Consider the following 13,889-nt stretch of genomic DNA (forward strand, 5'->3'; position numbering starts at 1 on the left):
AATGTGAATTTATTATTATTATTTTAAATTCGCTACCCATTCTGCCATTTCATCAATATGTTCTGCTGGAACTAATCCTGCTGGCATTGTACCTTGACCATTTGTTAATACATCTGCGATATGCTCCTTCTTTAAACCAGCACCACGCAGTTTTGGAGCCCCGGCTGTACCTTCAAGGTTTTCACCATGACATGAAATACACGTTTTACTAGTTTCTTCAGCATTAAACTCCGCGGCTACTTCTTCCCCGCCTTCAGCTTCCTTCGCAATTTCTTTTGCATCGCCAATTCCTTTAATGCTAAGGAAAAATACGAGAACAAGTCCCATAACCATAATTAAAATATATGGAACAATTGGATTACGTTTCATGACTTACCCTCCTTATGTATGAACTACGTATAATATCAATTATGCAACAAACATCTATATTTTACTCGAAATAAGTCAGAAGGGAAAGCCTTAGCCCTTAATTTTCATTCTTTTTTCGAATTTTAGACAAACATTAACTTACATACAACCAACTTCTCGAGCAATAACCATTCGCTGTATCTCAGATGTTCCTTCGCCAATTTCTAATAGTTTTGCATCTCTCATCATACGTTCGACTTCAAATTCCCTCATATATCCATATCCACCTAGGATTTGTACTGCTTGATTAGTAATTTCCATGCATATTTCCGAAGCGTATAATTTGCACATTGACGCCTCTTTGGAAAACGGTCTCCTTTGATCTTTTAACCATGCAGCTTTATATACCATATTTCTCGCCAGTTCAATTTTTAGAGCCATATCTGCCATTTTAAATTGAGTAATTTGAAATTGAGACAAGGATTTACCAAATTGCTTTCTTTCTTTTGAATAAGCTAATGCCTTTTCAAAGGCTGCCTGAGCAATTCCTACAGCCATTGCACCAATACCAATACGCCCGCCATCCAATGTTTGCAGGAACTGTTTAAAGCCTTCCCCTTCTTTTCCTAGTAGATTTTCAGTCGGAACCATTACATCCTCCAAAACTAATTCGGTCGTATTTGACGCATTTAAACCCATCTTTTCATATTGATCAACAATGGTAAATCCATTAGTATCTGTCGGTACAATGATAGCACTGATGTCTTTTCTTCCATTTTTCATTCCTGTTACTGCGGTTAATGCAAGGAATTTTGCATAACTGGCATTTGTAATAAAACATTTATTCCCATTTATAATATACTCATTATCCTTCTTAAAAGCAGTCGTGTTTGTGCCCCCGGCATCTGATCCTGCATTTGGCTCTGTAAGACCAAAAGCACCAAGTGAATTTCCCATACAAAGTGGTACTAAATATTTTTCCCTCTGTTCTTCTGTTCCAAATAAATAGATAGGAGCTCCGCCAAGGGAAATATGAGCAGAATATGTAATTCCTGTCGAACCACAAGCTCTGCTTAGTTCTTCTGTAACAATGGCAAAGCTTATTGTATCTGCACCTGCTCCACCGTATTTTTCTGGAAATGGCAAGCCCATCAATCCTAATTCTGCTAGTTGCTCAATAATTTTTTTTGGAAACAGCTTTTCTCTATCTCGTTTAACTGCACCAATTGCAACTTCATCTTGTGCAAATTCTTGAATCATCCTTTTGATCATCAACTGCTCTGGCGATAAATCAAAATTCATTTGCCAAGCCTCCTTCAGCTCAAAAGCGTAAGCGCCTGTTCAGTGACGTACAAACTTTTTAGGGTTCTGACGAGATAAAGGAAACACGATGAGCCACGAAAAGCGGAAGGCGCCTGAATAAAAGAAGAAAGGCTAAGTACGCAACGTCCTGTTGCAACGCCTTCCTGACCCGCATCCTGCGGGCCTCCGACAAGCAAATGTTCTGAGGCAAAAAAGTCGCTCTTTGACTTTATTGACGCGGGTTTATGACCTCGAGGGGCTGGCGCCTGTAGCTAGACATAAAAGGCGAGTCGATGTTGACTTATCGTAGGAAGAAACCGAAAGTTTGCTAGTCGCTAGGCGCTGGAGCTAGACGGGAGCTACAAAAAGCGCAAGCGCCTGCCTTACCTAAACATATTCTTAGCAAATAAAAATAAGAACGATTCACTATAAAAACATAAAAATAATCAAAGCTATTACCGCAATTGTTCCTGCGATAATAAAAAAAAGCTTCTTGCGCCAAATTCCGCCTATTATCCAAATAGCACAATTGAGCAACAACATAATATATAAACTTTTCTCACTAGCTGAAAAAAAGGAATCATTTATTTGAATAGTATACAAAAGGAATAAAAAAGCACCAGTAATAAAAATGAGCAAACGACTTTTATTCTTTTTTCTAAAAATAAAAAAAGAAATAATTAATATGCATAAAGAAATTGACAAAAAAAGCGTTTGCATTGTGAACGAAACATCTGTAATATATGTAATTACAATCATTGTTCCAATTAAAGCTAGATACAGCAAACTAAAAAAGATTTCCATATTAAAGTGAATTTTTCTTTTTTCTACCTTAGCCTGTAATTCCTCTTGACCTTCTGTGTAAAGAGCCATTAAATAATTACAATAGTGTTCAGGAAGCATGTTATTTTGTTTCCAAAAAGAAATTTCTTTTAAAATAATATTTTTTCTTTTATCATCCATTGGGACTCCCCCTTTGTATGTAAGATATTAGAAAAGAGCAAGCGCCTCCCTATTTTGGCTTTTATTTTGACTAAGGTTATTTAACCTCGAGGGGCTAAGTGAGACTTGCCTAATCTAAAAATTTTTTACTTACAAAGATCTATGATCTCTTACATAAAGAAAAAAGTTTACTTCTGTTGCCAGAAGTAAACCGATATAATTTTTATTCCAAAAAGTCTTTAAGTCGCTTACTCCTACTTGGATGGCGAAGTTTTCTCAACGCTTTTGCTTCTATCTGCCTAATTCTTTCTCTTGTAACGCCGAATACTTTTCCAACTTCTTCGAGAGTACGAGTACGTCCATCATCTAGTCCAAAACGGAGACGTAGTACGTTTTCTTCTCTATCTGTTAACGTATCGAGAACATCTTCAAGCTGTTCTTTTAGTAACTCGTATGCGGCATGCTCGGATGGAGAAGTTGCTTCCTGATCTTCAATGAAATCACCTAAATGGGAATCATCTTCTTCTCCAATTGGCGTTTCTAATGATACTGGTTCTTGTGCTATTTTTAATATTTCTCGAACTTTTTCGGGAGTTAAATCCATTTCCTCGGCAATTTCTTCAGGTGATGGTTCACGGCCCAAATCTTGTAGTAATTGACGCTGAACCCTGATTAATTTATTAATCGTCTCTACCATATGAACAGGAATGCGAATAGTCCGGGCTTGGTCAGCTATAGCTCGTGTAATAGCCTGACGAATCCACCATGTTGCGTAAGTACTGAATTTAAAACCTTTATCATAGTCAAATTTCTCAACGGCTTTAATAAGCCCCATATTTCCTTCTTGGATCAAATCCAAAAATAACATCCCACGGCCAACATAGCGCTTTGCAATACTTACTACTAACCTTAAATTCGCCTCTGCAAGCCTTTTTTTAGCTTCCTCGTCACCTTTTTCAATCCGCTTAGCCAATTCAATTTCTTCTTCTGCTGATAGAAGATCCACTCGTCCAATTTCTTTTAAATACATTCGGACAGGGTCATTTATTTTTACTCCTGGAGGTACGCTTAAATCATTTAAATCGAATTCTTCTTCACTCTCTTTTTGAGTTGCATCTGGATTAGGATCATCACCCTCTTCATCCGCTTCTTCTAGTAGTTCGATGCCCTGATCAGTTAATAGTTCATAAAACTCATCCATTTGATGAGAATCTAAGTCAAAATGAGATAATTTTTCTGCAATTTTCTCATATGTTAAAGTACCGCGTTTTTTTCCTTGCTCAATTAATTGATCTTTTGATTGTTCTACAGTTAGTTCTAAATCTGTATCATTGGAACGTGCTGATTTTTCAGCCATGCGTCCTCCTCCTTCCGACGATTGCACATTTACATTAATCAAATAAAGCTATAATAATTTCATTACAGAGATTTTTTAAGTTCAATTATTTCTTTAGCAATTTCAAGTGCTTTTGCAAAATCGTTTTTTCTTTCAGCCGCCTTTTGTTCTGCTTGCTTTTCCTTTATCATTAACAACTTAGGCTGTTTCAACACATAACTTACGTAATCTTCTAATTCTTTTTCACTATATTCATCATTGATTGCCAACATTTCGATTTCAGACACGATTGTCCTGAGTTTTTTATCCGGCAAATAATTTAAAAACAGACTTGGATCAGGACGGTTTCCTTCTTCATAATACCCAAATAAATATGTTAATATTGCTTGATGCTCATCTATATGAAAGGTTGTATCACCTAACATTTCCATTATTCGGTATGCCAGATCTTCATCGCGGAGCATTCTGGCTAATAATTGGCGCTCGGCTACTAAATGGGCTGTTAATCGCTGATTTTTTTTCTTTGGTTGTAATGTGTTTCTTTGTTCGATTTTTTTTTGTTGTTTTTTAAACTTGGATCCACTTAAAAGTGATTGCTGTTCAATGAGTGTTTCAAGTGATAAAGAAAATTCTTCAGATAATTGACGTAAATATAATTCCCGTTCTACTGGATTTTCCAACTCATTTATTTCTACCAATGCTCTTTCGATATAACTAAGCTTTTCTCCTTCATTTTGAAGATTTTTCCCTTTACGAAAATAATGAAGTTTGTATGCCATCCAAGTTTGCGCATTCCCTATTACATTTTCACGGAATTTCTCTGGCCCGTATTTGCGAATGTAGTCATCAGGATCAAGCTTGTCTGGCATGATCGCCACGTTTATATCAATTGCATAATTAGCAAGCAATAAACCGGAACGGTATGCTGCTTCCTCACCTGCTGAATCCGAATCGAAGCAAAGTGTGACTGAGTTGGTCAATCTATTCAATAACTGGACATGTTTCTCCGTTAACGCTGTTCCCATCACTGCAACGCCGTTTTTCACACCAGCGGAGTCAGCCGAAATCACATCAGCAAAACCTTCAAATAACACAACATTACCTTGTTTTCGAATATGACTTCTTGCATTGTAGTAGTTATAAAGCAGTGAACTTTTATTAAAGAGTACTGTTTCGGGAGTATTTAAATATTTAGGTTGATTTTCTTCCGTTAAGGCTCGAGCAGAAAATGCTACAATCCTACCTTTTGAATCATGAAGAGGGAACATAAGCCGATCTCGAAAACGGTCAAAATAGGAACCATCTTTTTCACGAACACTTATTAGTCCAGCTTTTTCCATTATTTCATGGGAAAAGCCACGATTTTCTAAATATTTCACGGCAAAGTCCCACCCAGGCAAAGAATATCCAACTCTAAAATTTTGAATGTTTTCTTTTGTAAAACCTCTTTTTAATAAATAATCAAGAGCTTCTGCGCCTTCATTCGTATTTAAAAGTAAGTGATGATAAAATTTAGCCAGTAATTCATGGGCTTCTATCATTAAGGAGTGTTCTTTTGGAAGTTGGTTTTCAATAGGATCTTTTGTTATTTCTAGATCTAGTGCAACATTACCTTTTTTTGCAATTGTTTCAGCAGCTTCCTGAAAAGAAACTCCTTCAATTTCCGTTATAAAGGTAAAGACATTACCTCCTGCCCCACATCCAAAACAGTGGAAAATTTGTTTTTCGGCGGATACTGAAAACGATGGTGTGTTTTCTCCGTGAAAAGGGCATAAACCAAAGTAATTCCGTCCTTGCTTTTTTAACTGGACGTAGTCACTTATAACTTCAACGATATCAACTGATTGCTTGATTTCATTGATTTTCTCTTCAGGAATTCTTATTGCCAAAAAAAACATCCCCATTTTTATAATCTAACTTATGTCATATTCGACACTAATTCTTAAACTCCTTCAATTTTCGACAATAATCTACGAAAACATTTTTGAAAGTTTTGTCTATCGTGTGAATTAAAGGGTTTTGGCCCTTTACCATAATTTCCTCTTTCTCTTTCTCTAGCAGCTAGATACCGAAAATTAAGTGCTGTCTGAATGGATTCTTCCCTATATTCCGTTCCCCTAGGTGAAAGTGCATAAACACCTTTTGCTAAGGCAAGACTAGCAAGACCGATATCTTGTGTTATGAGTACATCATTGCGTTTAATTTGATTAAGGATATATAAATCTGCAGAATCCTTTCCGGGATCCACAAAAATCCACTCACCGCTTTCCTCCTCCCTATTCGAGATGTGGTGGTCATAAGAAGCGATGAAACGCACGTGAACCATAAACTCTTGCGCTATAAGAGAAATATCTGATTTAACAGGGCATGCATCCGCATCTACATAAATCGTGGAAGTAATGCGGTTATTATTAATAATTCTACATCACTCCTGTGATTCCTTCTTAGTTAGGAAAGTCTTTAAGGAATCGTGTCGTTTTTTCTTGGATAAAAAATATGTTAAACACAATAATTAGTTTATTCCTGAAATACCAAGTCTAAACCTTTTTTTATATTTTCAAACACAATTTTTTATTATATCTTATCTTTTTGATTTTTGCCATTATTAAATAGGAAAAACACAACAAAAGTTGTGCTTTATTTCTCCCTTTGCATTAAATTTATTATAATATTGGCAGTCTCCTCGACTGCTTTATTCGTTACATCAATAACTCTACAATTTATTCGATTGGCAATTGCATCAAAATAATCAATTTCACGTTTTATTCTTTCAATATTGGCATAGCTTGCTGAATCATCCAATCCAAGAGAAATTAATCTTTCCCTGCGAATATGATTCAATTTTTCTGGACTAATCTTCAAACCAATACATCTTTTAGGATCTACTTTAAATAATTCTTCCGGTGGATCAATTTCCGGTACTACTGGTACGTTTGCAACTTTATAGCTTTTTAAAGCAAGGTATTGTGATAAAGGCGTTTTCGATGTTCTAGAAACACCAACTAAAATAATGTCTGCGCTTAATAATCCTCTCGGATCACGTCCGTCATCATATTTCACAGCAAATTCAATTGCTTCAACCCGTTTAAAATAATCTTCATCTAACATCCTTACTAATCCAGGTTGATTTAAAGGTGCATATTCAAATGTTTTTTCAAACGTATCCATTAGAGGGCCCATAATGTCAATTCCATTAATTTTATGTATTTCTGTCATTGTTTTCATATATCCTCTAATTTCAGGCTTTACTAATGTATAAACAATCATGCCATGATCCTTCTTAGCTGAACAAATAATATCGTCAATATGACTACGTTCTTCCACGTATGGAATACGTTTTATTAATGCATTAGAACCATTGAATTGGCTTATGGCAGCCTTCGTTACAAGCTCAGCCGTTTCCCCAACAGAATCAGATACAACATAAATAATAGGTTCTGCCATCATTATATCCTTTCTTAACCTTTATCCATCATTCTCAGTTAATTCAACGAAAACCCTAGTTATATTTGTTTTGGTAATTCTCCCAACTACTTTAATCCCATTTGCTGCTTCTTCAATGACGGGTATGGCGTCTATTTGTGCATTTATCAATTTTTTAGCTACATCAATAAGAAGATCATTTTTTTGACAAGTCGTTATATTAGGCATTCTTGTCATGATAATATTTATAGGAAGTGTGGATAGCTTTTGTTGACCAATACTTGCTCTAAGTAAATCTTTCCTTGATAAAACTCCAACAAGATGAGAATTGGAATCAGTAACAAAGAGTGTTCCAACGTCTTCTGAAAATACCGTTACAATGGCATCATATACTGATACATTTTCATTAATAAGAACTGGAGTCGATTCATAACCTTCCACTACCATTTTTTTAAGCTTTTCAGCTAGTAAATGATTGCTATTTTTTCCAGTATGAAAATATCCTACTCTTGGCCGAGCGTCGAGAAAGCCTGTCATCGTTAATATAGCTAAATCAGGTCTCAGTGTAGCCCGGGTCAAACAAAGCTTTTCTGCGATGCTTTCCCCCGTAATAGGTCCAAAATCTTTAACGATTTGCATAATTTTTTCCTGTCTATTACTTAATTCGATTGTACTCACCACCAATATGGAACCGGACTTGCGCTTAAGAGGCACAAGTCCTTTACTATATCATATTGCGCAAACAGCCTATATGTCTTACTGTACGTCGTAAAATCCTGTCTTTCACACATGAACCTCATATAGTAAAAGGCAAGCGCTATTGTTCTTACTTTACTACTATTACATTCATGGTTGCATATGCACCTATGAGCTTTGCCAATTCGCTCATTTGTGCAAGGCGATTCCGTTGAATCTCTTCATTGTCTGCCATTACCATTGTATGATCAAAATAATTAGAGATGGCTGTTTCTAATGAAGATATAGCATCAAAGAGTTCGCTGCTTACTACATTTGAAGCAAAAATATCTTTTAAGTTATTCCATTGATCAAATAATTTTTCTTCATATTCATTTTCAAATAATTCCGGATTAACTTGAAGGCCTGGTTCAGCTTTTTGAGCTATATTTAAGACACGAGAAAGTGACTCGATCGTCCCTTTAAAGGATGCTTGATCTTTTCTTGTCTGCAATGTTTCGGCGCGAGAGACTACATCTTTGACGCTATTAAAGTCTCCACCTAGTACCGCCTCGATTAGATCATAACGGATCTCTTTTTCTTCAAGTAAATGTTGAATCCGTAGTTTAAAGAAGGTTTCCAGTTGCTGATAAAGCTCGTCATTTTGATCACCAGTTTCAATGACGATTACTTTTTTCAATAAATTATTTAGTGGTATATTCCATTCTTTTTCAAATAAAATTTGAATTACACCTGCTGCTTGCCTTCTTAATGCATAAGGGTCCTGAGAACCTGTCGGAATTAATCCAATTGCAAAAGATGAAACGATAGAATCTAATTTATCCGCAATACTAACAATGGACCCAATCGTTGTTGTTGGAATACTATCCTCAGCATGTCTTGGCTTATAATGTTCATAAATTGCCTTCGCTACCCCAGGAAGCTCTCCTTGTTGAAGGGCATATTTTTCTCCCATAACACCTTGTAATTCAGGAAATTCATTAACCATGTTGCTAACGAGGTCAAATTTGCAAATTTCAGCCGCACGATCTGTCACTTTCAATTCTTGTTCACTCAAGCTCAGCATTCCGCCGAGTTCTTCTGCAATCTTTCGAATTCTGCCGACTTTTTCAGCCAATGTACCAATTTTTTCATGATATATTATAGATTCTAATTTTTGTAAATGATCATTGATTGGCACTTTTTGATCTTCTTGATAAAAGAAAACAGCATCTGAAAGTCTAGCTCTTAATACTTTCTCATTCCCTTTAGCTACCGTTTCAATATGGCGGTGATCTCCATTTCTTACTGCGACAAAATAAGGAAGCAATTGGCCGTTTTTATTTTTAACTGGAAAATAACGTTGATGTATTTTCATAGAAGTAATTAATACTTCTTCTGGAAGTTTTAAAAACTCTTGATTGAACGTCCCAAAAAAGACTGTTGGGTATTCGACTAGATTTGTTACTTCTTCCAATAGCTCTTCATCTACAGGAATCTCCCAGTTTTGCTCTTCCTCTAGTCTTTTAATCTGCTCTTCAATCGCTTCTCTTCTTTCATCGTAACTAGCTAATACGTATTGACCTAATAAAACTTTTTCATAATCAACAGGTGCAATTAACGGAATTTGTTCACCAAGAAATCGATGTCCATGTGTAATATTGCCGGCTTTTACCCCAGCAATTTCAATTGAAACTGTTTCACTTCCAAATAAAGCGACTATCCATCTAATTGGGCGAATAAAGCGTACGTTTTGACTTCCCCAACGCATGCTATTTGGAAAATGCAGCGAGGTGATTAAATTGCCAAGCTGCTCCAGCAATTTGATTGTTTCTTCACCTTTTACGAATTTATTCGCGTGTGCATATTCCACACCTTTTATTTCTTTAAAGTAAAGATCTTCTACGGATATTCCATTTGACTTTGTAAATCCAAGAGCAGCTTTGGACCAATTCCCTTCGTTATCAAAGAGAATTTTTTTTGCGGGTCCTTTTATTTCTTCTTCCGTATCATTCTGAAATTCTGCTACCTCTTTCACTAAAACCGCTAATCTTCTAGGGGTTGAAAATAACCTTACTTCATTAAAAACAATCTTATTTTCCCGAAACCAATTTTCGATGTTTTGACCTAATTCACGAATGGCATTATTGATAAATCTTGCAGGCATTTCTTCTATGCCGACCTCTAATAATAAATTTCGACTACTCATTTTCGGAGTTCTCCTCCTTTGTTGAATGATTTAATATTGGGAATCCAAGCTTTTCTCGTTCCTCATAAAATGTTTTAGCAACTTGTCTAGCCATGCTTCTCATCCTGCCAATATATGCTGTTCTTTCAGTAACCGAAATCGCGCCTTTTGCATCTAAAAGATTAAATACATGAGAACATTTCAAAATATAATCATATGCAGGGTGAACAAGCCCCAATTCCATTTGTTTCTTTGCTTCTGCTTCATACGTATAAAATAAGTTAAACAGCATTTCTTGGTTGGATGTTTCAAATGCATATTTTGAATGTTCATATTCTGGTTGATAAAAAATATCTCTTACTGTAAACCCATTCGTCCATTCTAAATCAAATACATTTTCTTTTTCTTGTATATAAGACGCAAGTCTCTCAATTCCATAAGTCAATTCTACAGAGACTGGTTTACATTCAAGACCGCCGACTTGTTGGAAGTAAGTAAATTGTGTTACTTCCATACCATCGAGCCAAACTTCCCAGCCAAGTCCTGCACAACCGAGTGATGGATTTTCCCAGTTGTCCTCAACAAAGCGGATATCATGTTCTAAAGGATTGATACCAAGTGCTTTTAAAGAATCTAAATAAAGTTCTTGTATATTGTCTGGAGATGGCTTCATAATCACTTGAAATTGGTGATGCTGATATAATCGATTTGGATTTTCACCGTACCGGCCATCTGCAGGCCTTCTCGATGGTTCTACGTAAGCTACATTCCACGGCTCAGGACCAATTGCCCGTAAAAACGTATACGGACTCATAGTCCCAGCACCTTTTTCCACATCATACGCCTGCATTAGTATACAGCCATAATCAGACCAGTGCTTTTGTAAAGCTAAAATCATTTCCTGTATATTCATCTCTTTCTTCCTTTCTTATCAAAATTAAAAAACTCTCGTCCCTATGCTTTATATAAGCATAGGGACGAGAGTTAACCCGCGGTTCCACCCTATTTGCCGCAAAAACGGCCATCTTTAAATAGAATTTGCTCCAGAATGCCTTCACTAATGTCCATAACCCGGCTCCCACCAACCCGGATTCGCTAAATTAAGGTCTACCATTAGTTACTTCTTTCTTTCTTCGCAACAATTTATTAATTTAATCTTATACAAAAAATAGCCGATATTAGTCAAAATGTCAAATGCCATTTCGTTAAATATAACCTTTAAACTTATCAAGCTGATCAAGAAAACGTTTAGACTTTAATTGTAAACCAGAAAATTCATCATAGTATAGTGATATGATTTCCTTTAATTCTTTTTTAGTTTCGGGTTTTACGGATATGGAGCCAAGCCGATTAATATCAAAAAAGTAAAATAATCGAAGCAGCTTAACGGTAGTTTGTGATAGCGGAAAGAAATGAGGATCTTTATCAAAACACTGATGACAAATTAACCCATTTTCCTTTATAGAAAAACCGAATTGTGCCTCAGTATTTCCACAAATTGCACATTGATTCATTTCAGGGTATAACCCTAATACATTAAGCATTTTCATCTCAAAAATATTTGTTACAATGTCTGGATCGTAATCATCATTTATATATTGCAAGGTTTGCCTTAATAATTCAAATAAAAATGGATTGCGTTCCTTCTCTCCTGTTCCTTTATCAATTAATTCCAAAATATAAGAAGCATATGCCGTCTTAAAAATATCCTCCCTAATTCCCTTTAAAGAAGATATTAATTCTGCCTGCTGCAATGTTCCAATCCCACGGTTTCCATGAATCATAAAATATCCATATGTAAAAAGCTGGGTAGGGCTGGCAAGGCGACTATTTGTTTTTTTTGCGCCCCTTGCCATTCCAGCAATTTTCCCAGCTTCTCTTGAATAGATTGTTACTATTTTATTCGATTCACCATAATCCGTAGTTCTTATGACAATTCCTTCGTATTTTTCCACCATCTATTCATGTCCCCTTTCCGAAACTGGGGAAGAAAACAAATCCTTATGTTACTGGGTAGTCTACTTCATCCGAATTTTCCATATGCGGCAGAATATTAATATGCTCTTCTTTTTCAAGTTCCTTTAGAAGCAAGTACGTATCAACATTACCTGTCTCTTTAAAAACTTTCCACGTGAATTCATACATGTTAATCCCGCCTTTCAAAGTAGTTAATGTTACTCAGTTAATATTTTTTCACTAAAACTTAAGGTAATACTAAATAAAATTTGTTAAACAAACCAAACATTTAATATTCGTCTTCTTTGAATCCATAGTCTCTAAGATGAAAAGCTTTATTTCGCCAATCCTTTTGTACCTTCACCCACAATTCTAGAAACACCTTTGAGCCGAGTAAATTTTCAATATCTACGCGTGCGCGCTGCCCTATTTCTTTTAACATCTTACCCTGCTTCCCAATGACAATTCCTTTTTGAGAATCGCGTTCGACGATAATAGTCGCCATTATATGAATGATGTCTTGATTGTCTTTCCGTTCCATTTTATCTATAAGCACTGCAATGGAATGAGGAACTTCTTCCCTTGTTAAATGAAGCGCTTTCTCCCTAATTAATTCTGAAACGATAAATCTTTCTGGATGATCGGTAATTTGATCTTCAGGGTAATATTGAGGACCTTCTGGTAAATAATGTTTAATTTGCATTAAAAGCCTATCAATATTATTTCCTTCCAGCGCTGAAATAGGAACAACTTCTTTAAATTCGTACAATTCATTGTACTGATCGATAATCGATAAAAGTGTATCAGGCTGAACAAGATCTATTTTATTAATGACCAGAAATACTGGGGTACGAACATCCTTCAATTTTTCAATAATAAATTCATCGCCTCTGCCAAACCCTTCATCCGCGTTGATCATACATAATATCAGATCTACTTCTTTTAATGTATTGATGGCAATTTTCATCATAAAATCGCCTAGTTTATGCTTTGGTTTATGAATACCTGGTGTATCGATAAAAATCATTTGGGAATCATTTGACGTTAAAACACCTTGAACTTTATTTCTTGTTGTTTGTGGTTTATCACTCATGATGGAAATTTTTTGCCCAATTACGTGATTTAGAAAAGTGGATTTTCCCACATTGGGTCTTCCAATAATAGAAATAAACCCTGATTTGTACTGATTATTTTTTTGCAATTGACTACTCATTTAAATCCTCCGGTGAAAAAGCAAAGGGCAATAATTCTTCCACGGTTATTTCTTTAATATCCCCTTTTTTGTTAGCTAAAACCACTTTCATGTTTTTTGGGCACAATTCTGCAATTACTTGACGACATGCACCGCATGGTGGAACGGGCCTATCGGTATCTGCAATTACAGCAAGCATCGCAAAATCTCGATCTGCTTCAGATACAGCCTTAAAAATAGCGGTCCTTTCGGCGCAATTCACAACACTGTATGCAGCGTTTTCTATGTTGCATCCATGATATACTTTTCCATCTGTTGTCAATAATGCAGCGCCTACAGGAAAGTGAGAATAAGGGACATAAGCTTTTTCTTGTGCTTTTCTTGCCTCTTGTATTAATTGTTCTTGATTCATCTTGTTCTCCCGTCTTTCATACATTTATTTTACTACATTTTCCTTTAAAAAAGTGAAGTTCATCCTAAGTTTTTTCAAAATTAGAATTTTTAATCGTTTTGTAATATTGACTGTG

General features: G+C 35.7%; 14 protein-coding genes. All 14 read right to left on the reverse strand.

Features of this window, described 5'->3' with window-relative positions:
- Nucleotides 1-18: 18 nt before the first annotated feature.
- The 14 genes from cccA to KHA97_RS06480 all read right to left on the reverse strand — a co-directional run bounded on the left by cccA (nucleotide 19) and on the right by KHA97_RS06480 (nucleotide 13,774).
- Entirely contained in the window at nucleotides 19-369 is a 351-nt protein-coding gene (gene cccA / locus KHA97_RS06415) for a cytochrome c550 (RefSeq protein ID WP_213123868.1), read from the reverse strand.
- Nucleotides 370-507: 138 nt separating this feature from the next.
- Nucleotides 508-1,650, reverse strand: a complete 1,143-nt coding sequence (locus tag KHA97_RS06420) for an acyl-CoA dehydrogenase family protein (protein ID WP_213123869.1) — start codon at nucleotides 1,648-1,650, stop codon at nucleotides 508-510.
- Nucleotides 1,651-2,076: 426 nt separating this feature from the next.
- Complete coding sequence (locus KHA97_RS06425) at nucleotides 2,077-2,613, reverse strand: hypothetical protein (RefSeq protein ID WP_213123870.1); 537 nt, start codon at nucleotides 2,611-2,613, stop codon at nucleotides 2,077-2,079.
- A 202-nt stretch (nucleotides 2,614-2,815) separates the two neighbouring features.
- Nucleotides 2,816-3,949: an RNA polymerase sigma factor RpoD gene (rpoD, locus tag KHA97_RS06430; protein ID WP_213123871.1), complete on the reverse strand. Its 1,134-nt coding sequence runs from the start codon at nucleotides 3,947-3,949 to the stop codon at nucleotides 2,816-2,818.
- Nucleotides 3,950-4,011: 62 nt separating this feature from the next.
- A complete protein-coding gene (gene dnaG, locus KHA97_RS06435; RefSeq protein ID WP_213123872.1) occupies nucleotides 4,012-5,817 on the reverse strand; it encodes a DNA primase in 1,806 nt (601 codons plus the stop codon).
- A gap of 53 nt (nucleotides 5,818-5,870) precedes the next feature.
- Nucleotides 5,871-6,347 (reverse strand): YaiI/YqxD family protein, encoded by a 477-nt coding sequence (locus KHA97_RS06440; protein ID WP_325167431.1) that lies wholly within the window; start codon nucleotides 6,345-6,347, stop codon nucleotides 5,871-5,873.
- Between the two features lie 218 nt (nucleotides 6,348-6,565).
- The gene (locus KHA97_RS06445) at nucleotides 6,566-7,372 is read right to left on the reverse strand and encodes a pyruvate, water dikinase regulatory protein (RefSeq protein WP_213123873.1); all 807 of its coding nucleotides are present in this window, start codon (nucleotides 7,370-7,372) and stop codon (nucleotides 6,566-6,568) included.
- Nucleotides 7,373-7,393: 21 nt separating this feature from the next.
- Complete coding sequence (locus KHA97_RS06450; RefSeq protein ID WP_325167432.1) at nucleotides 7,394-8,038, reverse strand: helix-turn-helix transcriptional regulator; 645 nt, start codon at nucleotides 8,036-8,038, stop codon at nucleotides 7,394-7,396.
- 139 nt (nucleotides 8,039-8,177) lie between these two features.
- Nucleotides 8,178-10,235, reverse strand: coding sequence for a glycine--tRNA ligase subunit beta (gene glyS / locus KHA97_RS06455; RefSeq protein WP_213123875.1), 2,058 nt, complete (start codon nucleotides 10,233-10,235; stop codon nucleotides 8,178-8,180).
- The gene (glyQ, locus tag KHA97_RS06460) at nucleotides 10,228-11,127 is read right to left on the reverse strand and encodes a glycine--tRNA ligase subunit alpha (RefSeq protein ID WP_213123876.1); all 900 of its coding nucleotides are present in this window, start codon (nucleotides 11,125-11,127) and stop codon (nucleotides 10,228-10,230) included. Before glyQ ends, glyS begins: the two co-directional genes overlap by 8 nt.
- 292 nt (nucleotides 11,128-11,419) lie before the next feature.
- Nucleotides 11,420-12,172, reverse strand: a complete 753-nt coding sequence (recO, locus tag KHA97_RS06465; protein ID WP_213123877.1) for a DNA repair protein RecO — start codon at nucleotides 12,170-12,172, stop codon at nucleotides 11,420-11,422.
- Between the two features lie 43 nt (nucleotides 12,173-12,215).
- Nucleotides 12,216-12,359: a YqzL family protein gene (locus KHA97_RS06470; protein WP_213123878.1), complete on the reverse strand. Its 144-nt coding sequence runs from the start codon at nucleotides 12,357-12,359 to the stop codon at nucleotides 12,216-12,218.
- A gap of 100 nt (nucleotides 12,360-12,459) precedes the next feature.
- A complete protein-coding gene (gene era / locus KHA97_RS06475; RefSeq protein ID WP_213123879.1) occupies nucleotides 12,460-13,383 on the reverse strand; it encodes a GTPase Era in 924 nt (307 codons plus the stop codon).
- Entirely contained in the window at nucleotides 13,376-13,774 is a 399-nt protein-coding gene (locus KHA97_RS06480; RefSeq protein WP_213123880.1) for a cytidine deaminase, read from the reverse strand. Before KHA97_RS06480 ends, era begins: the two co-directional genes overlap by 8 nt.
- Nucleotides 13,775-13,889: the final 115 nt, after the last annotated feature.

The organism is Lederbergia citri (assembly GCF_018343625.1).
In the GTDB taxonomy this organism is placed as follows: Bacteria; Bacillota; Bacilli; order Bacillales; family Bacillaceae_C; genus Lederbergia; species Lederbergia citri.